This is a genomic window from Pseudomonas sp. MAG733B, from assembly GCF_036884845.1.
In the GTDB taxonomy this organism is placed as follows: Bacteria; Pseudomonadota; Gammaproteobacteria; order Pseudomonadales; family Pseudomonadaceae; genus Aquipseudomonas.
This window is the reverse complement of the sequence record NZ_CP145732.1, coordinates 5,906,942-5,928,058: the sequence shown is the minus strand read 5'-3', so window position 1 is coordinate 5,928,058 and position 21,117 is coordinate 5,906,942. Positions and strand designations below refer to the sequence as shown.

The 21,117-nt window shown below is 60.5% G+C and carries 18 protein-coding genes; 5 read left to right on the top strand and 13 right to left on the bottom strand.

The annotated features are described in order from the left end of the window. Positions 1-57: 57 nt before the first annotated feature. The 5 genes from V6Z53_RS27130 to V6Z53_RS27110 form a co-directional block, all read right to left on the bottom strand. A complete protein-coding gene (locus V6Z53_RS27130) occupies positions 58-273 on the bottom strand; it encodes a hypothetical protein (protein ID WP_338582690.1) in 216 nt (71 codons plus the stop codon). Between the two features lie 347 nt (positions 274-620). Beyond that, positions 621-1,940 carry an MFS transporter gene (locus tag V6Z53_RS27125; protein ID WP_338582688.1) on the bottom strand — a complete coding sequence of 440 codons (1,320 nt, stop codon included), beginning with the start codon at positions 1,938-1,940 and terminating at the stop codon, positions 621-623. A gap of 310 nt (positions 1,941-2,250) precedes the next feature. After that, on the bottom strand, positions 2,251-3,576 hold the full coding sequence (locus V6Z53_RS27120) for a sigma-54 dependent transcriptional regulator (protein ID WP_338582686.1): 1,326 nt from the start codon (positions 3,574-3,576) through the stop codon (positions 2,251-2,253). Then, positions 3,570-5,336 carry an ATP-binding protein gene (locus V6Z53_RS27115; RefSeq protein WP_338582684.1) on the bottom strand — a complete coding sequence of 589 codons (1,767 nt, stop codon included), beginning with the start codon at positions 5,334-5,336 and terminating at the stop codon, positions 3,570-3,572. Before V6Z53_RS27115 ends, V6Z53_RS27120 begins: the two co-directional genes overlap by 7 nt. A gap of 189 nt (positions 5,337-5,525) precedes the next feature. Continuing rightward, positions 5,526-7,049 carry a fumarate hydratase gene (locus V6Z53_RS27110; protein ID WP_338582682.1) on the bottom strand — a complete coding sequence of 508 codons (1,524 nt, stop codon included), beginning with the start codon at positions 7,047-7,049 and terminating at the stop codon, positions 5,526-5,528. A gap of 314 nt (positions 7,050-7,363) precedes the next feature. Between V6Z53_RS27110 and V6Z53_RS27105 the strand changes: the two genes are divergently transcribed. The 3 genes from V6Z53_RS27105 to V6Z53_RS27095 are packed head-to-tail and all read left to right on the top strand — an operon-like array spanning position 7,364 to position 10,173. Next, positions 7,364-8,470 carry a GGDEF domain-containing protein gene (locus V6Z53_RS27105; protein ID WP_338582680.1) on the top strand — a complete coding sequence of 369 codons (1,107 nt, stop codon included), beginning with the start codon at positions 7,364-7,366 and terminating at the stop codon, positions 8,468-8,470. Next, the gene (locus V6Z53_RS27100; RefSeq protein ID WP_338582678.1) at positions 8,463-9,398 is read left to right on the top strand and encodes an iron-sulfur-binding ferredoxin reductase; all 936 of its coding nucleotides are present in this window, start codon (positions 8,463-8,465) and stop codon (positions 9,396-9,398) included. The genes V6Z53_RS27105 and V6Z53_RS27100 overlap by 8 nt, the downstream gene beginning before the upstream one ends. Positions 9,399-9,426: 28 nt before the next feature. After that, positions 9,427-10,173, top strand: a complete 747-nt coding sequence (locus tag V6Z53_RS27095) for an enoyl-CoA hydratase-related protein (RefSeq protein WP_338582676.1) — start codon at positions 9,427-9,429, stop codon at positions 10,171-10,173. 44 nt (positions 10,174-10,217) lie between these two features. Here the strand turns inward: V6Z53_RS27095 and V6Z53_RS27090 are convergent, their stop codons facing one another. Continuing rightward, complete coding sequence (locus tag V6Z53_RS27090; RefSeq protein WP_338582674.1) at positions 10,218-11,528, bottom strand: delta-60 repeat domain-containing protein; 1,311 nt, start codon at positions 11,526-11,528, stop codon at positions 10,218-10,220. A 220-nt stretch (positions 11,529-11,748) separates the two neighbouring features. After that, entirely contained in the window at positions 11,749-13,200 is a 1,452-nt protein-coding gene (gene pyk, locus V6Z53_RS27085) for a pyruvate kinase (protein WP_338582673.1), read from the bottom strand. 170 nt (positions 13,201-13,370) lie between these two features. On the opposite strand from pyk, the gene V6Z53_RS27080 reads away from it, so the two are divergent. Together V6Z53_RS27080 and V6Z53_RS27075 are read left to right on the top strand one after the other, a co-directional pair. Beyond that, positions 13,371-13,754: a tetratricopeptide repeat protein gene (locus V6Z53_RS27080; RefSeq protein WP_338582672.1), complete on the top strand. Its 384-nt coding sequence runs from the start codon at positions 13,371-13,373 to the stop codon at positions 13,752-13,754. Between the two features lie 247 nt (positions 13,755-14,001). After that, positions 14,002-14,361 (top strand): PilZ domain-containing protein, encoded by a 360-nt coding sequence (locus V6Z53_RS27075; protein ID WP_338582671.1) that lies wholly within the window; start codon positions 14,002-14,004, stop codon positions 14,359-14,361. A gap of 2 nt (positions 14,362-14,363) precedes the next feature. Here the strand turns inward: V6Z53_RS27075 and V6Z53_RS27070 are convergent, their stop codons facing one another. From V6Z53_RS27070 to V6Z53_RS27045, 6 genes are read right to left on the bottom strand one after another with little or no spacing between them, the layout of a single operon-like run. Then, the gene (locus V6Z53_RS27070) at positions 14,364-15,695 is read right to left on the bottom strand and encodes a DUF58 domain-containing protein (RefSeq protein WP_338582669.1); all 1,332 of its coding nucleotides are present in this window, start codon (positions 15,693-15,695) and stop codon (positions 14,364-14,366) included. Beyond that, a complete protein-coding gene (locus tag V6Z53_RS27065; RefSeq protein WP_338582668.1) occupies positions 15,692-16,693 on the bottom strand; it encodes a MoxR family ATPase in 1,002 nt (333 codons plus the stop codon). The genes V6Z53_RS27070 and V6Z53_RS27065 overlap by 4 nt, the downstream gene beginning before the upstream one ends. Then, the gene (locus tag V6Z53_RS27060; RefSeq protein ID WP_338582667.1) at positions 16,690-17,856 is read right to left on the bottom strand and encodes a DUF4350 domain-containing protein; all 1,167 of its coding nucleotides are present in this window, start codon (positions 17,854-17,856) and stop codon (positions 16,690-16,692) included. The genes V6Z53_RS27065 and V6Z53_RS27060 overlap by 4 nt, the downstream gene beginning before the upstream one ends. Continuing rightward, positions 17,853-19,397, bottom strand: coding sequence for a DUF4129 domain-containing protein (locus V6Z53_RS27055; RefSeq protein WP_338582666.1), 1,545 nt, complete (start codon positions 19,395-19,397; stop codon positions 17,853-17,855). The genes V6Z53_RS27060 and V6Z53_RS27055 overlap by 4 nt, the downstream gene beginning before the upstream one ends. Beyond that, complete coding sequence (locus V6Z53_RS27050; protein ID WP_338582665.1) at positions 19,384-20,361, bottom strand: stage II sporulation protein M; 978 nt, start codon at positions 20,359-20,361, stop codon at positions 19,384-19,386. Before V6Z53_RS27050 ends, V6Z53_RS27055 begins: the two co-directional genes overlap by 14 nt. Continuing rightward, on the bottom strand, positions 20,358-21,083 hold the full coding sequence (locus V6Z53_RS27045) for an RDD family protein (RefSeq protein ID WP_338582664.1): 726 nt from the start codon (positions 21,081-21,083) through the stop codon (positions 20,358-20,360). Before V6Z53_RS27045 ends, V6Z53_RS27050 begins: the two co-directional genes overlap by 4 nt. Between the last annotated feature and the right edge of the window lie 34 nt (positions 21,084-21,117).

Genomic DNA, 21,117 nt, shown 5'->3' with positions numbered 1-21,117 from the left:
TCCCCCAGAAATGACTAAGCCCGGCCGAAGCCGGGCTGTGGGTGCCGCTTGAGTGACTTAGCTGACGGTTGCGCCGCCAGTACGGTCGTAGCCATCTTCAGCGACGGTTGCGCCGCCAGTACGGTCGTAGCCATCAGCGGCGACAGTGGCGGAACCGGTGCGGTCATAGCCGTCTGCCGCGACAGCGGAACCGGTGCGGTCGAAACCGTCGGCAGCGAAGGTGTTGGCGGCCAGGACGGACAGGGCGATGGCGAGGAACAGTTTGGTTTTCATCTTCATTTCTCCAGGTTCTTTGGCGTTTTGTCTCTTGGGCATGGGTTTCATGCTACGCCAATTAAACTGATTAAAAAGCGCAAAATAATGCTAAAAACAATCGATTAAATAGATATTAAGGCCATCAGATTTTTCCGCTTTCAGGGACTGAATGGGCGCATCGCAGCTAATCGATCAGACCGTTTCAGGATGGTGGGCGAGCATTAACTCGTGATTAATCCGCCGCGCCGCGTAGGTAACAAATTATTTAATCGGTGTGGCGCGGATGACGGGCAGGGCGCTTTTTCAGCAACAAAAAAAGGGGCAGATCCCGACGATCTGCCCCTTTCGGTGTAACGCGTGTGGACTTAGTCCGTGACGATTCGCGAATGCTTGCGGGTGTCTTTCATGGTGATGTACACCAACAAGGACACGGCGATGCACGCGGTGACATACCAGTAGTAACCGGTTTCCATGCCGATGCTCTTGAACCACAGGGCGATGTATTCAGCGGTGCCGCCGAAAATCGATACGGTCAGTGCGTACGGCAGGCCAACGCCCAGGGCGCGGATTTCGGTCGGGAACAGTTCGGCTTTCACCACCGCGTTGATCGAGGTGTAGCCGCTGACGATGATCAGCGCTGCCATGATCAGGAAGAAGGCGCCCCACCAGGTCGTGATGGTGTGCAGGGTGGTCAGGATCGGCACGGTGAACAGCGTACCCAGAACGCCGAAGGCGATCAGGATTGGCCGGCGACCGATTTTATCCGACAGCCCGCCGATGATCGGTTGCAGGCACATGAACAGGAACAGCGTGGCGGCGGAAATGGTGGTGGAGTCGGAGATGCTCATGCCGACGGTGTTCACCAGGTATTTCTGCATGTAGGTGGTGTAGGTGTAGAACGCCAGCGTACCACCCATGGTCAGGCCGACCACGGTCATCAGTTCCTTCGGATGGCGCATCAAGGTGCGCATCGCGCTTTCCTTGGCCTTTTCTTTCTTGGTGAACGACTCGGTTTCTTCCATGCCGCGACGCAGGTACAGCGCGACCACGGCACACAGTGCGCCGATGGCGAACGGGATGCGCCAGCCCCAGGCGTACAGTTCCTCGGTGGTCAGAATGTTTTGCAGCACGATCAGCACGCCCAGTGCTATGAGCTGACCGGAGATCAGGGTCACGTATTGGAAGCTGGAGAAGAAACCGCGACGTTCCTTGGTTGCCATCTCACTCAGGTAAGTGGCCGAGGTGCCGTATTCGCCGCCGACCGACAGGCCTTGCAGCAAACGTGCGAACACCAGCAGGATCGGCGCGCCGATGCCGATGGTTTCGTAACCCGGGCTCAGAGCGATCAGCAGCGAGCCGAAGCACATCAGGTAGACCGAAGCCATCAGGGCTTTTTTACGTCCGACCTTGTCGGCATACAGGCCCATCAACCAGCCACCGATCGGGCGCATCAGGAAGCCCACGGCGAAGATCGCGGCGGTGTTCAGCAATTGTGCGGTGGTGTCGCCTTTAGGGAAAAAGGCCTTGGCGAAGTACAGGGAGAAGGCGGCATAGACGTACCAGTCATACCATTCGACCATGTTGCCGACCGAGCCGCTGAAGATCGACTTGATGCGACTGCTGGTGGTTCTTTCTTTAGCCGGCACGGCAGCCGACCCAAGGGGCAGGGCGTTGGAGTTATCCATTGAAGGATCCTTCGTTTAATTGTTTTTGTGGAGCGCGATTAAACGCAGCCTGCGGGGGCTATAGCAGGAGCTGTGCCAACGGGGAGAGGGCCGGTTTAGAGGGGTTATGGCGGTTTGGTGAGCGGAAATCCGCCTATGAAAGTTTGTTGGTGAGCGGAAAATTGCTGGTTGGCCTCGTGAATTTGCAGTGCCTGCTCTGGCCTCTTCGCTGGCAAGCCAGCTCCCACAGTGTCCGAGTTGCATGCAGAAAGTTGTGCACGACACAAAACCTGTGGGAGCTGGCCTGCCAGCGATGAGGCCCTTCCAGACGCTACAGGAACATCTCCCGACTCAACCCATGCCGCTGCATCTTTTCATTGAACGTGCGACGCGGCAGTTGCAGCTCTTCCAGCACCGCTTTCACATCGCCCTTGTGCCGGGTCAACGCCGCGCGCAGGCATTGGGCTTCAAAGGCTTCCTGCTGCGCCGCCAGTGACTGCCCCGGCTCGATACCGGCCGGTACGGGCTCGCCCAGCCCCAACACCTGGCGTTCGGCGACGTTCGCCAGTTCGCGCACATTACCCGGCCAGTCATGGCTCAGCAGATGGCTCAATTGCGGGCCGCTCAAGGGCGCAAACGTCCGACCCAAACGCTCGGCGGCACTCTGGGCGAACGCTTCGTACAACAAGGGAATGTCTTCACGGCGGTCGCGTAACGGTGGCAGGCGCAATTCGGCAACGTTCAAGCGATAAGCCAGGTCTTCACGAAAGCGCCCGGCCCGCGCTTCATCGAGCAAGTCCGGTTTGGTTGCGGCAATGATGCGCAAATCCACGCGAATGCTCTGGTTCGAGCCCAGACGCTCGAGCTTCTGCTCTTGCAGCACCCGCAGCAATTTCACCTGCTGCGCCAGCGGCATGCTTTCGATTTCATCGAGAAACAACGTGCCGCCGTCGGCGTATTCGAGTTTGCCGATGCGTTTGCCCTGGGCGCCGGTGAATGCACCGCTTTCGTGGCCGAATAGTTCGGCCTCAAACAGTTGCTCGGGGATGGCTGCGCAGTTCAAGGCGACGAAGGGTTTGTCGGCGCGCGGCCCGAAGTCGTGCAGGCAACGGGCGACCAGCTCCTTGCCGCTGCCGGTTTCACCGCGGATCAGCACGTTGACCGGCAGCGCTGCCAGATCCAGCACTTGCCGGCGCAACGTCTGCAAGCCACGGGAGACGCCCAGCAGCGTCGTATCGAGTTTGGCGCGGTTGTCTGCCTGTTCATGCAATGCACGGTTTTCCAGGACCAAGCTGCGCTTGTCCAGCGCCCGCCGCAAACTGCCGAGCAGGGTCTCGGGGCTGAAGGGTTTTTCGAGAAAATCGTAGGCGCCATCGCGCATCGCATCGACGGCCATTGGCACGTCACCGTGGCCGGTCAGCAGGATCACCGGCAAATCAGCATCGCGCCGCTGCACCTCGGCCAACAGTTCCAGGCCGGTCATGCCCGGCATGCGCACATCGCTGAGAATCACCCCGGCGAAATGCTTCGGCAGTTGCGCCAGGCACTCGTCGGCGCGGCTGAACAATTGCACCTCGAACCCCGACAGGCTCAACCATTGCTCGACGGCACTGCGGATGCTGCTTTCGTCGTCGACCACCATTACTGAGTTCAGCATGGTTCAGGAACCTCCAGGTCGATGGGCAAGGTCAGGGCGAACACTGCGCCGTTGCCATGATTATCGGCCGTCAGGCGACCGCCCGATTCATGAACGATGGCGAACGAAACCGCCAGGCCGATCCCCAGGCCATCGCCCACCGGTTTGGTGGTGAAAAACGGATCGAACACCTTGGCCAGGTTTTCTTCGGCTATGCCGCTGCCGTTGTCGATCACGCTCAATCGCCACAATTGTTCTTCGGCTTCGAGACGGATTTCCAGGCGCTTGCAGGGCTTGTCCTGCATCGCATCCAGAGCGTTGCGCAGCAGATTGATCAGCACCTGTTCCAGACGAATCGCATCGCCGCGCACCCAGGCCGGGCGCGTCAGGTGCAGCACGGTGCTGACCTGTTCATCGCGTAACCGCGTGTCGAGCAGGTGCAGCGACTGGTCGACCACCGCTGCCAGATCGAGACGTTCGCGCAAGCCGCTGGGGCTTTTGCGGGCGAAGGTTTTCAGGTGGCCGGTGAGGGCGGCCATGCGCGTCAGCATGTCGTCCACCGGTTTGAGCGCCTTGTACGCGTCGTCGACCCGACCGTGATCGAGCAGCAGTCTCAGCGTAGCAAGCTGCATGCGCTGCGCCGTCAGTGGTTGATTGATCTCGTGGGCCAGCGCCGCCGACATCTGCCCGAGAGCGGCAAGTTTGGCCGATTGCACCAGGCCTTCCTGGGCGGTGCGCAGGTCGCGGGTGCGTTCTTCCACCAGTTGTTCAAGCTCCTCGCGGCTGCGCTGGCGCAGTTTGGCCAGACGCCAGCGCTGGTTGAGGAACAGCAGCAGAAACACCAGCGTCAGCCACAAACCGGCAGCGGCGAGTGCGGCGTTGCGGCTGTCTTCGAAGGCAACATGTGGACGGCGCAGCAAGTGCAACGTCCAGCCTTCGGCAGCCAGTGGCAAGGATTCCCACAGGTAATCGGCGTTGCCGTCCGGGCCATTGACCCGCGCCAGTTCGCTGTTGTCGTCGAAGCGGCGCATTGATTGGTACTCAAGCGGCGTCAGTGGCTGCTTGTCGTATTGACGGGTGGCCTTGAGTTCGGCGTGATCGCTGTCGCTCAACGGTTTCAAGTGGCGATAGCGCCAGCCCGGCTGGTTGGCGATGAAGATGATCCCGCGAGCGTCGCTGACCAGCAGCGTGTCGTTGCCTTGGCGCCATTCGCGTTCCAGTTCCGGAAACTCCAGTTTCACCACCATCGCGCCGAGGAACTGGCCGTCATCGTTGGTGACGGCGCTGGACAGAAAGTAACCGGGAATGCCGCTGGTCACTCCAACCGCGTAAAAGCGCCCGGTACCTTGGGTGCGGGTCTGGCTGAAGTAAGGGCGGAAGCCGTAATTGTGGCCGACATAACTGCTGGGCAACCGCCAGTTGCTTGCTGCCACGGCCAGGCCGGTTTGATCGAGCAGTTCCAGGGTCGAGGACTCGGCAGCGCCGTTGATTTTTTCCAGTTTGCGGTTCAGCAGATCCTGTTGCTCGGGGCCTACCGGACCTTTGAGCGCATCGCGCAATTGCGGGTCCAGCGCCAGCACCGAGGGCAGGGCGCGGTAGCGCTCGATCAGGGTGTGCAGGGAGGTGGCGTACAACGCCAATTGCTGGTTGGCGCGAGCCGCGTCTTCGACCATTGACTGGCGCACGGTGTGGCGCATGGCCAAGGTGGCAGCGATGGCGGCACCGGCAATGATCAATACGGTATAGAGCGCCAGGCGCAGGGATCGGGAATTCGGGAGCATGCGTTTGGCAACAGGCAAAAATCAGGGGGAGCACCATACCATGTGAACGGCGCTGATCTCTCGATGGAACCTGTGGGGCGGCGCTGGTTTTATTGCATGGGTCGTTTGTCGATGAGGATTTCTTCCGGCATAAAAAAACCGGCCTGTCGTTTCCGACGGGCCGGTTTTTTCGCCGCGTGATGTCAGTGCTTACTGCACTTCAACCGCCAGGCTTTCACTGATCTTTTGCTGCCAGATGGCAGGACCGGTGATGTGTACGGACTCGCCCTTGCTGTCGACCGCAACGGTCACTGGCATGTCTTTTACGTCGAACTCGTAGATCGCTTCCATGCCCAGTTCGGCGAAAGCCACCACGCGGGATTTCTTGATCGCTTGCGCCACCAGGTAAGCCGCGCCGCCGACTGCCATCAGGTAAACGGCTTTGTGGTCCTTGATCGCTTCGATTGCGGTCGGGCCGCGCTCGGATTTGCCGATCATGCCCAACAGGCCGGTTTGCTCGAGGATCTGACGGGTGAACTTGTCCATCCGCGTCGCGGTGGTCGGGCCAGCCGGGCCAACCACTTCTTCGCGCACCGGATCAACCGGACCGACGTAATAGATGAAGCGACCCTTGAGGTCCACCGGCAGGGTTTCACCTTTGTTCAGCATCTCGACCATGCGCTTGTGCGCGGCGTCGCGACCGGTGAGCATCTTGCCGTTGAGCAGGACGGTTTCGCCCGGCTTCCAGCTCTGCACATCTTCCGGGGTCAGGGTGTCGAGGTTGACGCGGCGGGCCGATGGACCTGCTTCCCAGACGATTTCCGGGTAGGCGTCCAGCGGTGGCGCTTCCTGAGCAACCGGGCCGGAACCGTCGAGCACAAAGTGCGTGTGACGGGTGGCGGCGCAGTTCGGGATCATGCACACCGGCAGGGAAGCGGCGTGGGTCGGGTAATCCATGATCTTCACGTCGAGCACGGTGGTCAGGCCACCGAGGCCCTGGGCGCCGATGCCCAACTGGTTGACCTTCTCGAACAGCTCCAGGCGCATTTCTTCAATGCGGTTCTGTGGGCCACGGGCCTTCAGTTCGTGAATGTCGATGGATTCCATCAACACTTCTTTTGCCATCACAGCGGCTTTCTCGGCGGTGCCGCCGATGCCGATGCCCAGCATGCCCGGTGGGCACCAGCCGGCGCCCATGGTCGGAACGGTCTTGAGCACCCAGTCGACGATCGAGTCGGAAGGGTTGAGCATGGCCATTTTCGACTTGTTCTCGGAGCCGCCGCCCTTGGCCGCCACGTCCACTTCCACGGTGTTACCCGGAACGATGGAGTAGTGGATAACGGCCGGGGTGTTGTCCTTGGTGTTCTTGCGAGCGCCCGCCGGGTCGGCGAGGATCGAAGCACGCAGGACGTTTTCCGGCAGGTTGTAGGCGCGACGCACGCCTTCGTTGATCATGTCGTCCAGGCCCATGGTGGCGCCATCCCAACGCACGTCCATGCCCACGCGGACGAACACGGTCACGATGCCGGTGTCCTGGCAGATCGGGCGGTGGCCGGTGGCGCACATGCGCGAGTTGATCAGGATCTGTGCCATCGAGTCGCGGGCCGCTGGCGATTCTTCGCGCAGGTAGGCTTCGTGCATCGCCTGGATGAAATCCACGGGGTGGTAATAGGAAATGAACTGCAGTGCGTCGGCAACGCTCTGAATCAGGTCGTCTTGCTTGATCACGGTCATGAGTCGCGCTCCTCTAAAAGACGGGAACATTCAAATAAGGTGCTTGCAGCTTGGGTGCATCGGTCGGTTGCAAGCACCTTTCAAGGCACGCCGGGGCTGCTGGCGCGACGCTAAAAAGGCGCGGCAGTATACCGCGCCTCGTCCAAGGGCACACGCGCCGGTAGTCAAACGTTGGTCGCATGGCGGGTCATGGATTTGACGTCAGTGATCCGCCCGAAAATTGAATGGTCATTTATCGTCCACGCCACTAAAGTGACATACGGTCTGTAGAGTAGGACGCTCTATCAGTCTCCTTTCATTCGGTGAGTCAACGATTGACCCATAACGCCATCCAGCGACTGCTACTCAAACGTTTTGCCCTCGCGGCCGGCACTTATGCCTTGGCATTGCTATTGCTGTGGCTGGCGTTTTTTACCGGCCACTATCAGGACTCGCTGACAGGCGTGGCCATCGGCAGCGCGCTGGTGGTGATCAGCCAGGCGGCGCTGTTCGCGGTGTTCTATTCCGGCTGCAACCTGCGCTTTGCCGACCCCAGCCTGACCGAAGCCCAGGTGTTGCTGGGGCTGGGTTGGCAAACCTGGCTTATTGCCCATCTGGAGGACGCGCGCGGCGCGTTCCTGGTTTTCTATGTACTGATTCTGCTGTTCGGGCTGTTCCATCTGTCTCGCCGCGCTTTCCTGCGCTGCGCGTTGCTGGTGTTCTTCAGTTTCAGCGCGATCACGCTGTGGGAGGGCTACCACTTCCAGTTGCCCGACCCGGCGCTGGCGGCATTGCAGGTGTGCGTGCTGTTGATCGTGCTGGTCTGGCTGGTGCTTTATGCCGGTTATGTTCAGGCCTCGCGCCATCGCATGCGGCAACGGCGCTTCGCGTTGCAGGCACACCAGGACACGCTGCGCGGGATGATGCGCCAGCTCGAAGACCTCGTCGCCACCGACGAACTGACCGGTCTGTTCAATCGCCGGCATTTCCTCCGGCTGGCCTCCCGTGAGCTCAATGCCATGGACGCCGGTGTGGTGCATGGCCTGGCACTGATCGACCTCGATCACTTCAAACGCATCAACGACCTGCACGGTCATGCTGCCGGCGATCAGGTGCTGCAAGCCTTTGCCGGCGTGGCCAGCGCCTGTCTGCGTGAGGGTGATGTGCTGGCCCGTTACGGCGGCGAGGAATTCGTGGTGTTGCTGCCCGATTGCGATGCCGAAAGCCTGACCTCGTGCTGTGAACGGTTGCGCATCGCCTTCACCGATGTCGAGTTGATCGGCCTGAATGTCGGCAGTCTCAGCCTGTCCGCCGGCATGACATTGCTGGAGCTCGGCGATGATCTCGACGATGCCTTGCAGCGGGCCGATCAGGCGCTCTATCGCGCCAAGCGTGACGGCCGCAATCGTTGCGCGGCGGCGTGGGAAAACGTCGATGCCTGAATTACGCGTTGGCGACCGCCACTGGTCGGTGGCGGAGGGCAGCAATCTGCTCGATGCCCTGAATCAGAACGGCGTGGCGGTGCCTTATAGCTGTCGCGCCGGCAGTTGCCATGCCTGCCTGGTGCAGTGCGTGCAGGGACTGCCGAGCGATAGCCGCCCCGATGCCCTGAGCGCGGAGCAACGTCAGCAAGGCTGGCGCCTGGCGTGCCAGTGTCAGGTGGTCGAGGATTTGCAGGTCCACACCTTCGACCCGCAGCAGGATGGTCGCCCGGCCGAGGTCGCGGCGGTCGACTGGTTGAGCCCCAGCGTGTTGCGCATGCGCCTGACCCCACAGCGACCATTGCGTTACAGCGCTGGCCAGCATCTGGTGTTGTGGGCGGGGAACGTGGCGCGGCCGTACTCCCTCGCCAGCCTGCCGGAAGACGATCGCTTTCTCGAATTTCACCTCGATTGTCGCCTGCCAGGGGAATTCAGCGACGCAGCCCGTCAGTTGAAGATCGGCGATCCGATCCGCCTCGGCGAATTGCGCGGCGGGGCGTTGCACTACGACCCGGACTGGCACACCCGGCCGCTGTGGCTGATGGCCGCCGGCACCGGATTGGGGCCGTTGTTTGGCGTGTTGCGTGAGGCCTTGCGTCAGGATCACCAGGGCGAGATACGTGTCATTCACCTGGCCCATGATGCCGATGAGCATTATCTGGCCAAGCCCCTGCAAGCCATGGCCGCCAGCCGCACGAACCTGAACATTGAGCTCTGGACCCCGGCCGAGCTGCCCGCGGCTTTGGCGCAACTGCGGCTTGTTTCGCGGCAAACCCTGGCCTTACTCTGCGGAGCCCCCGACAGCGTCGACGCCTTTGCCCGGCGCCTGTATCTGGCGGGGCTGCCGCGCAATCAACTGCTGGCCGATGTGTTCCTGCCCCGTGGTTGAGCGCTGACTTTTCAGACGCGAGACGACCATGACCGATGCCATCCAGATTGAACGCGAACGCGGCCTGCTGACCCTGCGCCTCAATCGCCCGGAAAAGAAAAACGCCCTGACCCGCGCCATGTACAGCCACTTGGCCGAAGCGTTGAAACAGGCCGACACCGATCCTGAAATCAACGCCGTGCTGATCACCGGCTCCAGCGAGTGCTTCACCGCCGGCAACGACATCGCCGATTTCATCCAGCAACCACCGGGCAATCTCGACAGCCCGGTGTTCCAGTTCATGCTCAACCTGCTCGAATGCCGCAAACCGGTGATCGCCGCCGTGGCCGGAGCGGCGGTGGGCATCGGCACGACGCTGTTGCTGCATTGCGATCTGGTTTACGTCAGCCGCGACGCACGCTTGCGCATGCCGTTCGTCAACCTTGGCTTATGCCCGGAGTTCGGCTCCAGCCTGATTCTGCCGCGATTGCTCGGGCAGGCGAAAGCGGCGGAGTTGTTGCTGCTTGGCGAAGGGTTCAATGGTGAGCAAGCGGCAGCGTGGGGCATCGCCTCCGAGGCCTTGGGCAGTGGCGAAGAGGCGTTGGCCAAGGCGCGGGAGATGGCGCTGCGCTTCGAGTCGCTACCGCCGGAGGCGGTGCGCATCAGCAAGCAATTGATGAAAGCGCCGGATCGGGAGTTGATCCGCAAGGTGATCGAGGAAGAGGGCGCGTTGTTCACTCAGCGGTTGCGTTCGCCGGAGGCATTGGCGGCGTTGACGGGGTTTATCAACAGGTAAGTTAAAGGCAACGGTTCGGGTTGCCTTATTAAAGAAAAGTAATCTCAGGCGCCGTTTTGCAGTCGAGTGACGATAACGGTATGGCCATAGAAACCGTCATGATCGTTACCAATTACCAGGATTTTTCCGTCCGATTGCAAAGTCATCCCATGTGCGAGGGCTCGACTACCTAACTCGTGAACAACCCAGCCCTTGCCATTCCCGAAGTTCGTATCACGACGACCGTTAACGAGGTATCGCGCGGTCACAAAATATGGAGTCTGACCAACGATGTATCTTCCGGAGACAACGATTTTATCGTCTTTGTAACCCATACCCAAAAACAGGACAGCCACGGCATCGTCAAAGTTTTCGTAAATGGGGGCGCCTTGGTTAAAACTCCGGTCGATTAGACCGGTGGGCGTATAAGCGGCCACTAAGCCTTTGCGCTCAGGGAACCCAAAACCTGTAGCGACAGTTCGACCATCAGGTAGCACGGCCAGGGAAGTAAATTGAAAACTTGTTCCTGCCAGTAGCTTGTATCCGACTCCCGAAAAAGTTTTGTCAAAACTACCATCCAAATTGAGTCGAGCCAGTAGTGCGCCAGAGGTCGCCCAGCCACACACAGTGATTTTCCCATCCTGCACAACAATATCGTTAAGCGAACTGCGAACACCGAGTACTTCAGCAAGAGACGCGTATCCGGTGTTGTTAAATGTCAGGTCAGCAACACCGTTATAGTCAAAACACATCACTACACCGACTCCCAAGCCCAGATCCGGGTCAATGGCTGCAGAAATAATGTAAATCCTGCCATCCGACGCATGTACCGTACGCCCTGAAGCAATGCTGCCGTCGTACATGATGTCCGAGGCCGGCTGTTGAGTGGATTCGACTTTGAAAGGAGGGGTGATGAGCAGGAGGCCATCGGTACCAAAGCTCTTGTCCAGCTCTCCCTTATCGGTTAATCGGATCAACGCTTCAGTTATTGTGGACGCGCCTTCTCCCATGGAGTGTTGCCCCATGGATAAAAGGATTTTTTCTTCTCCGTCATGGGTGATGTAAAACAGTTGAATAGGTGTCCTACCTAAGCTGACATCAGGTGCCGTGAGCTTTAAATGTGCAGTACCCGCGATACCGAATTCGGAATCGAGTGTGCCGTCGCTTAAAACTCGAGTCAGACTGAAATGTTCGGGTAAAGTGCTTCCTCGTGCCCAACTGGTTCCGCCGACATAGATTTTTCCGTCAGGGGCTTCCGAAATTAATTGGCCATTGTTAACAACGTAGTCGCTATATACCAGGAGTAGCTTGCCATCGTGCAGTGGTCCAAAACTTGGGTCGAATTCACCTGGGGAGATGGGTGGGGAGGTGCTCATCTTTTCTAATCCTTGAATTAATGGTTGTTGAGTTTTGGCAGGTTGGTGAATGGGTGCAGCCTGAAGATCACCATGCTTGCCAAAGTTCAATTGCATTAAGTAAGGAGTAGGGAAGGCTGTCTACTGTCAACCTTGACAGGTTTTCTCTGTATTTTGTCTTTACATGCAAAAAGCCCCGCCATTCACATGGCGGGGCTTTTGTTTTTCAGCAACCAGTCACTCAGACCATCGGGTCGCCAACGTGCAGGATTTTCATGCCGTTGGTGCCGCCGGTGGTGTGGTAGCTGTCGCCCTTGGTCAGGATGACCCAGTCGCCTTTTTCCACGACGCCGCGCTTGACCAGCTCGTCGATCGCCTTCTGGCTGACTTCGTGTGGCTCCAGCGAGGCCGGGTCGAACGGAATGGTGTACACGCCACGGAACATCGCTGCGCGCGCCTGGGTTTCGCGGTGCGGCGAATACGCATAGATCGGCACCGAAGAACGGATGCGCGACATGATCAGCGGGGTGTAGCCGCTTTCGGTCAATGCGATGATCGCTTTAACGCCCGGGAAGTGGTTGGCGGTGTACATGGTCGCCAGCGCAATGCTCTCGTCGCAGCGGGTGAATTCCTTGCCGATGCGATGGCTGGAGGTCTTGCCGGTCGGGTGCTTTTCAGCGCCGACGCAGATACGCGCCATCGCTTGCACGGCTTCCAGCGGATACAGACCGGCAGCGGATTCGGCAGACAACATCACGGCGTCGGTGTAGTCGAGCACGGCGTTGGCCACGTCGGACACTTCAGCGCGAGTCGGCATCGGGTTCTGGATCATCGACTCCATCATCTGGGTCGCCACGATCACAGCCTTGTTGTGGCGGCGTGCGTGCAGAATGATCTTCTTCTGAATGCCCACCAGCTCGGCGTCGCCGATTTCCACGCCCAGGTCGCCACGGGCCACCATCACCGCGTCGGAAGCCTGGATCAGGCCGTCGAGGGTTTCGTCGTCGGCCACGGCTTCAGCGCGTTCGATCTTCGCTACCAGCCAGGCAGTGCCGCCGGCTTCGTCGCGCAGTTGACGGGCGTATTCCATGTCGGCGGCGTCACGCGGGAAAGAGACCGCGAGGTAGTCGACTTCCATTTCCGCAGCGAGCTTGATGTCAGCCTTGTCTTTTTCAGTCAGGGCCGGAGCGGTCAGGCCGCCACCGCGACGGTTGATGCCTTTGTGGTCGGACAGCGGGCCGCCGATGGTCACGGTGCAGTTCAGTTCGGTGGCCGTGGCGGTATCGACGCGCATCACCACGCGACCGTCGTCGAGCAGCAGCTCGTCGCCCACGCCGCAGTCCTTGACCAGGTCCGGGTAGTCGATGCCGACCACTTGCTGGTTGCCTTCAGTCAGAGGATGGCTGGTGGAGAAGGTGAACTTGTCACCGATCTTCAGCTCGATCTTCTTGTTGGCGAATTTGGCGATACGGATTTTCGGGCCTTGCAGGTCACCCAGCAGGGCGACGAAGCGACCGTGCTTGGCGGCCAGGTCACGCACCAGCTTCGCGCGAGCCTTGTGCTCGTCGGGGGTGCCGTGGGAGAAGTTCAGGCGGGCGACGTCCAGGCCAGCCAGAATCAGCTGTTCGAGAACTTCCGGCGAGTTACTGGCCGGGCCAAGGGTAGCGACGATTTTGGTACGACGGACGGACATGCAAAGACTCCTGAGTTCAAGCGCTGAGTGAGGCTACTATGGTCCGAAGTTGTAGTCATTGTTCGTTTGCACTACTTAATGCTTTCTTTATTGAACACTACAACTTTGCACCGGCAGCCTGAAGATTTCCGCCCGCGGGTCGATACAGCGTTCAAGACAGGAGATCCCCCATGCGATTCGTGCTCATTGCCGCCCTTGCCATCAGCGCCCTCAGCGTCACGGGCTGCACCCGATTTTCCATGAACCATCATTTGAACCTAGCCTACAGCGCCTATGACCGGGGCAACTGCGAGCAGGTCATGCTCGAACTGTCCAAGGTCGAGCGCGCCAGTCGGGCGCGGCCTTATGTCTGGCCGGAGGTGTCGATGATGCGCGGCCAGTGCCTGGAACGGCAGAAAATGTTCATTGATGCCGCTCAGACCTACCAGTTCATCATCGCCTCGTACCCGCAAAGCGAATACGCCTACCGCGCTCGCGCCCGCCTGGAAACCTTGCAGAGCCTGGGTCATTACCCGACCCGCAGTGCCGCAGCGGTACGCCCGACGCAGTTCTGATGCTGGTTGTCATTCAATAGCTGGCCGACCGGCGGCGGTGAGCTATAGTCGAATAAACCGGTTTTAGAGCCGTGCCTCTAAACCGACGTAACACCTGTGATCGGCAGGAGTAAGCGGCAGCGGTTTCGCGGACTGTCGCACCAGGATCGGGGAGAGCAGGTCGCTTTGTCTGTTGGGCAACAGCAGGCAGACCTGTTCCGAAGCATTAGTGCGGCCTTGCTTAAGGGCCTTGCGTAGCGAATTCAGCATGTTCACTGACCGCCGGATCGAGCGGCATCAACTGCCGTATTTTCTGAAAGTGTTCAACAGCATCACTGACAAACCCATCGGTTATCTGGGCAATGTCTCTGAAGACGGGCTGATGCTTATCAGTCAGTTGCCGATGATGATCGGCGCGGATTTCGGCTTGCGTCTGAAGATCCCCGTCGGCGATGGAGGCCAACAGGTCATCGACTTGCGGGCGTGTTGTCTGTGGTGTCACGAAGACGCAACGCCTCACCACTATGACGCCGGGTTCACCCTGCAACGGGCACCGCCGGAATATGGACAACTGGTGGAGGCATTGAAGCAGTATTTCAGTTTTCAGCCGTTGCCGGCTTCGGCCTGATCCTAAACACTGCCGCTTCGCTTCCAGCTCAAATACTGCGTAACCAATTGCGTGCCCAATTCCCCGGGCCGCGCATCCAGCACCGGCACGCCATGGGCGCTTAACCGCTCATGGAGTTCGGCCCGAGCATTCAAGTAATTCACCGTGCCGCAATAGGCCAGGGCTTCGGGCAAAGTCTGCACGGGTGTTTCCCGCAGATTGTCGAGTACGTCTTCGCGCAGGCTGGCGACCAGCACTCGATGCTGTTTGCCCAGGCGTTTGACGGCTGTCAGCAATTCTTCATCGTCCTCATCGCGCAGGTTGGTCATCAGCACCACCAGCGCCCGGCGTTTTTGTCGGGCGAGCAGTTGAGTGATGGCGGCTTGGTAGTCTGCGCTGCGTTGGCTGCTGTTCAGGTCGTAGACCGTATTGAGCAAGACGTTGAGCTGCCCGCTGCCTTTGACGGGGGCGAGGTAGCGTGGTTGATCGCTGGCAAAGGTGCTGAACCCCACTGCATCTCCCTGACGCAGTGCGACGTAGCTCAACAGCAGGCAGGCATTGAGCGCGTGATCGAAATGCGCCAGCTCTGTGTCCTGGCTGCGCATGCGCCGGCCGCAGTCGAGCATGAAAATGATTTGTTGGTCGCGCTCGTCCTGATACTCCCGGGCAATCGGCGTACGTTGGCGGGCGGTGGCTTTCCAGTCGATCTGGCGCAGGCTGTCGCCCTCGCGAAACTCGCGCAATTGATGAAATTCCAGCCCTTGGCCACGGCGTTGATGCTGGCGTACGCCGAGCTGGCTGAGCCAGTTATCCACAGCCAATAATTGGCCGCCATAAAGGTGGGCGAAGTCGGGATAGACGCGGGTGTGGTCACTCACGCTCAGTAAGCGTTTGTCGGACCACAGGCCCAACGGGCCCGGCAGGTTGACCTCGCAGTGTTCAAGACTGAAGTGCCCGCGTTTGAGCGGACGCAGACGATAGCTGCTGAAGCTGCGCTGGCCGGGTTGCAATTGCACCGTCAGCGGCAGGTGTTCGAAACTCAGACCGTCCGGCACATGGTCGAAGAGTTGCAAGTCCATTGGTTGCGCAAGATCGTGCTCAAGCTCCAGTCGTACCTCACTCCAGCGACCCAAGGCCAGGCTGCCGGGCATGTGCCGTTGCAGGCGCGGTGAGGGCAAGCGTTTGAGACGGATGGCATCGAGCAATGCCAGGGCCAGCAGCGCCAGCAGCAAACCCCAATTGATCCGCGAAAGGTACGACGGCAGCGCAAATTCCAGCGCCTGCAAAGCACCCAGCACAACGCCGATGACCAGCAGCAAGGCGAGCCAGAGCAGCAACAGCCGGCTGGGTTTCACAGGCGCGGCGCCGCGACTTGATCGAGTAATTGCCGCAGCACCTGATCGACCTCCAGCCCTTCGATATCGAGTTCCGGCGCGATGCGCACGCGATGACGCAGCACCGCCAGCGCGCAGCCTTTTATGTCATCCGGAACCACGAACTCGCCACCGCGCAACAAGGCCCGCGCCCGCGCGCAACGTACCAGCGCAATGGAAGCCCGAGGCCCGGCACCGAGGGTCAGGCCCGGCCAGCTGCGGGTGGTGCGAGCCAGGCGAACGGCGTAATCGAGCACCTGATCATCCAGCGGCAAATCACTGGCGATACGTTGCAAGGCCAGCACATCCTTGGCCTGCAACACCGTGCGCAGCGGCTGCACATCGAGCATGTCGGCACGGGTCGAGCGACTGACCTGACGCACCATGTTCAATTCCTGCTCGGCGTCGGGGTAGTCCATGCGCACCTTGAGCATGAAGCGATCCAGCTCGGCTTCCGGCAGCGGGTAAGTGCCTTCCTGTTCGATGGGGTTTTGCGTGGCGAGCACCATGAACGGTTGCGCAATGGGCAGGGCGCGTCCCTCAAGGGTGACTTGCCGTTCCTGCATGGCTTCGAGCAACGCAGCCTGGGTTTTCGCCGGGGCGCGATTGATCTCGTCGGCCAGCAACAGATTGGTGAACAGCGGCCCTTTGCGCAGTTTGAATTGCTCGGTCTGCAAGTCGTACACCGCATGTCCGGTGACGTCGCTGGGCATCAGGTCAGGGGTGAACTGGATGCGCGCGAATTCGCCACCGAAGCAGCGGGCCAGCGCCCGCACCAGCAAGGTCTTGCCCAGTCCCGGCACACCTTCGAGCAGCACATGGCCACCGGCAATCAATGCCGTGAGCACATCGTCGATGACCGTGTTCTGGCCGATCACGGCTTTTTGCAGTTCGCCGCGTATCGCTTGCGCCAACTGACTGGCGCGCTGGCGTTGCTGCGCGGCATGGCTGGGAGCGTCGGGCTCGATCGCTTCACTCATAAGGCGTTCCTCAAGGTTTGCAGATGGGCGACCTGACGGCTGAACTCAGCGCTGGACAGTCGCTGCTTCGGTCGCGGGCTCATGGCCTGGCTGATTGCGCGTGTGGGTTGGCCGGTCAGGCGCGCAAGCACCAGCCATTGTTCGGCGACGCCGAGTTGGTCATAACCGGGATGACGTCGTCGGACCCGGCGCAGAATGTCTTGTTGCAGCGATTGCAGCAGGCTGTGCTGACCGTTGCGCCGCAACATGAAATCGGCAGTCGCGCGCAGATGCTCCTGCAATTGCCGGCGTGCTTTCGGCGGCGGTTCCTGCAATGGCCCGTGGCGCACACCGACATGCCACAGCACCAGGCCGATCAGTGCAATCAACGCGACCAGTGCCTGGGGGAAATGGCGCACCACCAATGTCCACAGGCTGTCGTGATCGGTGTCGTACAGCAGTGTCACGCTGGTGTCCGCCGTCAAGTACCAGAGCAGCCAGGCGTTGTCGTACTGGTCGATCACCGAAGTTTTCCACAGGTCGGCATCGGTCACCACGATGATCGAACCGAGCCCGTGGTTGAGCTGCATCATGTGCGTGGCCTTGCCGCTGTTGGCCCAGGCCTGGGCCAGGTTTTTCGGGTCTTCGAGATGGAACGCGGTATCGAAGCTGGCGTAGGCCGGCGCGTCCTCGTTCTCCAGGTACAGCTTGGTCAGTTTCGGGTAGGGATCGTTGTCGACACCCGCCGGTGGATCCTTGAGGTCTTTGCTCAAGGATTGGTGCAGTTGTACCCGGTCGAGCAGCAGGTCATTGCTTTGCCCGGTCTTTTCATCCCACAGCGATTGGGCGACAAACAGCAGGCGCCCGCCAGCGCGGGTCCAGTTCATCACTTGATCAATTTGCCGTGGCGTCATGTTGTGGCGATCCCCCAGCAACAACAGGCTGTGCTGGTGCGGATCCAGACTGGGTAGGATATCGAGGCCGTTGGCATGGCTGACGGCCAGGCCCTGCTTGCGCAGGAAGTGTTCGGCGGCCAGGTATGGATTGGCCTGCGCTTCGGGGGCGGGGCCGTGATCGATTTCGGCGTGGTAGGGTGTAGCCTTCAGATACAGATAAACGCTCAATGCGGCCAGCAGCACGGCGATTGAAATGCCGAGCACCACCGGCCAGGCGCGCCGGTTCAATGCGCCGCTCCCGGACCGAACAAGGCTCGCCAGCCGTTGCACAGTTCCTGCTGCGAATGCGCCGGCGGCAAACGATGCCCGTAGGCCATGTTCTGCCAGTGCCCGGTCAGGTTTCGGCTGAAGGCCAGCAAGGCCGGTTGTTGCAGTTGCTCGACCCGTTCCAGCACCTGGCCTTCGGTATCGGCGGCTTTCAAGGTGAGGTCGAAGTCGTGCAGCAAGTGGCTGAGCAGGGCGCGATAGAGTAATCCGAGCGCTTCGCGTGGATGGGTCTGCCACAGACTTTCAGCGCTGGCGGCGATGTCGGCGGGCAAGGTTTCGCGGTTGAGGTCCAGGCCGAACGCCTGTTGCGGCATCGGTCGCGAGGCTTTTTTGCCCGGGCCTGGGCGACGGCTGACGAAGGTTTGCAGCCAGTCGCGATAACGCCAGATCAACAGACCGATGGCGCCGATCACGGTGCTCCACAGCAAGACCTCGATCAGCGTGGCCACGGCACCGAAACGTTGACTGTCAAACAGTTCGAACAGCGCCTTGAGCCACTGCGGGATCTTGTCGTCGTCCGGGGTTTGGGCGGTGGCTTTGTCCTCGCCGAATCGATAGCGGGTGACGGTTTCCTTGTTGCTGAACGGTGGCTGATCGAGGATCGCCTTGATGCTGTCCCGGGACGCCTGGCTGGTCAGTGGCTGTTCCAGCAAGCGCGGGCTGTCAGGGGTAATCACCGGTTCGGCGGCCCAGACACTTGGCGTGGACGGCAGCAACAGAATCGCCGCCAGCAGCAGCGCAATGGTGGTGCTGTTCAAACGCTGGCGCATGCGGCGAAACACCAGCTCGATGTCCCAGGCCTCAAGCACCGTGCGCCGGTTCAAATAAAGGCTGAAGCCGCAGGCCACGTAGATCGGCTCCCAAACCACCAGCACCAGGGCATAAAAGACGTTGGTCAGGTGTTCCAGCCAGCGCCAGTCCTGAGTGGCGGCGGTCATCAGCGACTGCCAGCTCCAGTCGAGGGCCACCTCTTGCGGCAGCAGTAGATAGAACAGCACCATCAAGCCGATCCACAGCGCGGTTTCCAGGTGCACGCCAATCAGCGTCAGCCACCGCGCCGCGCCAGCGTCCCGCTGCAACAACACCTGCATTCGCTGCTGGCGCGCCTCACCGCTCAGGCCTTCGAGTTGCACCACCGGCAGCAGGAAACTGCGGCTCATGCTGAAGCGCCGCCAGGTCAGGCTGGCCAGCAGTTGCGGCTTGAGCAACCGCGGCCATTGCACAAGCGCCTGTTTCAGCGTGGGTGTTTCACCAAACATGGCCTTGGACAGGATGTACAGCGGCAGGCGTTCGAAGGCCGGTTTCAACCACCAGAAGATGAACACCGCGACGGACGGTGATTCCCACAGCAGCCAGGTCAACAGCGCAAAAAACGGCAAGGTCACGATGGCCCAACTGGTCATCAGCAGGCGCCGATGACGCTGGCTCAAGAGTACCCCGAGGTCCATGGCTTCCCAGGTCGGGCGCGGGCGGATCACTACGCTGGCGTCACTCAGGCGCATGGCGCACCCGTCCGGCAAATAGCAGATATGCCGCGACCGACAGCCAGAGCAGCGCGCCCACCAGATACTTGGTCATGGGTGTCGGTGCCGTCATTGACGACCAATAGGCTTCGATAAACGCGGCAATCAGTAGAAACAGCATGACCCCGCAAATCAGCAACACACTTTTTCGCGCCGCCAGACGTAAGGCTTCGGCACGCGGCAGGCGTCCCGGTGCGATCAATGCCCAACCCAATTGCAGGCCGGCGGCTCCGGCCAGGGCAATGGCGGTCAGTTCGAAGGCGCCATGGCCGATCACGAAGGACCAGAAGGTTTGCCCGTAGCCGATCTGCGTCAGATGCCCGGCCACCGCGCCGATCGTCAAACCGTTGAAGAACAGGAAAAACGCACTGCCCAGGCCAAACAGCAAACCGCTGGCGAAGGTCTGAAAGGCGATCCCGATGTTATGCATGATGTAGTAGCCGAACATCACCCAGTCTTCACTGGCTGCTCGCTCCGCCGAGCGCCCGAGGTGACCGGCCTGCGGGTCGTACATGCTCTGCAGTTCACTGACCTGTTCGGCCGGGAGCAGGTTGTAGATCAGGTCCGGGAACAGATAGACCAGCAAGGCAAAACCGATCAGGCTGCCGAAAAACATCAGGCAGGCGGCGAGTACGAAGCGCCACTGTTCGCGCACCAGTCGCGGGAAATCCGCGAGGATGAAAGCCAGCATGTTGGCGCCCAATCGGCTGCGATGCCGATAGAGCTGTTGATGCCCGCGCAGGACTTGCTGCTGCAATGAGTCGATGAGAAAACTGCTGTAGCCGCGTTCGCGAGCCAACGCCAAGTGTTGGCAAATGCGCCGGTAGTCGCCGGGAAAACTGTCGACACCCGTGGCGTCCTTGTTCCGCTCCAGTCTCTCCAAGAGCATGGAGAATTGCTCCCATTCGGCCATGTGCCGATGTTCGAAAAGACCTTGCTTCATGCCGGCCCCAACAGGCCGTGGGCGATGCCGTTGAGTTCGGCCACGGCGTGTGGCGCCGGAACCTGCAACGGTTGAGCAAGGATCGATGCCAGTTCATTGACCCTGGCGGGGGAGAGTTCAGCCTGGCGCTCGGCGAAACCGAGGATGGCGCGTTGCTCGGTCAGGGTCAGGGTAAATGCCGGGCGACGCGGTTGGGCGGGCGGTAGTTGCGGGCGGGTGAGCGGTTGTTCGCGATAGATCACCAGCGTGCCGGCGGCGATGTCGCCGAGGCGCTTGAAGCTGGGATGTTGCAGGCAACTGATGGCCCCGAGGAAGTAGCCGAACGGCAGCAGGTCGACGAAGCGCAACAGGTTTCGCAGCAACGACGCGGACCAGCCAATCGGTGTGCCGTCGTCTTGCACCACCCGCAAGCCCATCCACTGCTTGCCCGGCGAGCGGCCCTGGTTGAGGACTTCGAACAGCACCATGTACCACCAGCTGACGCCGAAGATCAGCAACGAACCCAGCCCCGCGCCAAGTTTCCCTAGCATCGCCAACACAATGAACAGCAGGCCGAGGATCAGTCCGCGCAGCGCCAGATCGATGGCGAACGCCAATGCACGAACCATCAACCCGGCCGGGCGCAGAGGCAAATCGATGCCTTCCGGCGTTTCGACCTGATACCGCGTATCCAGTGGCGGGGACAGCGTCGCTTTCCTTGGCAGTGCTGTGGTCTCGAGCATGGGCAACCTGATGATGTGGCCTGATCGGGATGTC

Bases quoted from the DNA above. Each gene is read 5' to 3' on its own strand.
- V6Z53_RS27130 (WP_338582690.1), bottom strand. From the start codon at position 273: ATGAAAACCAAACTGTTCCTCGCCATCGCCCTGTCCGTCCTGGCCGCC.
- V6Z53_RS27125 (WP_338582688.1), bottom strand. From the start codon at position 1,940: ATGGATAACTCCAACGCCCTGCCCCTTGGGTCGGCTGCCGTGCCGGCT.
- V6Z53_RS27120 (WP_338582686.1), bottom strand. From the start codon at position 3,576: ATGCTGAACTCAGTAATGGTGGTCGACGACGAAAGCAGCATCCGCAGT.
- V6Z53_RS27115 (WP_338582684.1), bottom strand. From the start codon at position 5,336: ATGCTCCCGAATTCCCGATCCCTGCGCCTGGCGCTCTATACCGTATTG.
- V6Z53_RS27110 (WP_338582682.1), bottom strand. From the start codon at position 7,049: ATGACCGTGATCAAGCAAGACGACCTGATTCAGAGCGTTGCCGACGCA.
- V6Z53_RS27100 (WP_338582678.1), top strand. From the start codon at position 8,463: ATGCCTGAATTACGCGTTGGCGACCGCCACTGGTCGGTGGCGGAGGGC.
- V6Z53_RS27095 (WP_338582676.1), top strand. From the start codon at position 9,427: ATGACCGATGCCATCCAGATTGAACGCGAACGCGGCCTGCTGACCCTG.
- V6Z53_RS27090 (WP_338582674.1), bottom strand. From the start codon at position 11,528: ATGAGCACCTCCCCACCCATCTCCCCAGGTGAATTCGACCCAAGTTTT.
- pyk (WP_338582673.1), bottom strand. From the start codon at position 13,200: ATGTCCGTCCGTCGTACCAAAATCGTCGCTACCCTTGGCCCGGCCAGT.
- V6Z53_RS27080 (WP_338582672.1), top strand. From the start codon at position 13,371: ATGCGATTCGTGCTCATTGCCGCCCTTGCCATCAGCGCCCTCAGCGTC.
- V6Z53_RS27075 (WP_338582671.1), top strand. From the start codon at position 14,002: ATGTTCACTGACCGCCGGATCGAGCGGCATCAACTGCCGTATTTTCTG.
- V6Z53_RS27065 (WP_338582668.1), bottom strand. From the start codon at position 16,693: ATGAGTGAAGCGATCGAGCCCGACGCTCCCAGCCATGCCGCGCAGCAA.
- V6Z53_RS27055 (WP_338582666.1), bottom strand. From the start codon at position 19,397: ATGCGCCTGAGTGACGCCAGCGTAGTGATCCGCCCGCGCCCGACCTGG.
- V6Z53_RS27050 (WP_338582665.1), bottom strand. From the start codon at position 20,361: ATGAAGCAAGGTCTTTTCGAACATCGGCACATGGCCGAATGGGAGCAA.
- V6Z53_RS27045 (WP_338582664.1), bottom strand. From the start codon at position 21,083: ATGCTCGAGACCACAGCACTGCCAAGGAAAGCGACGCTGTCCCCGCCA.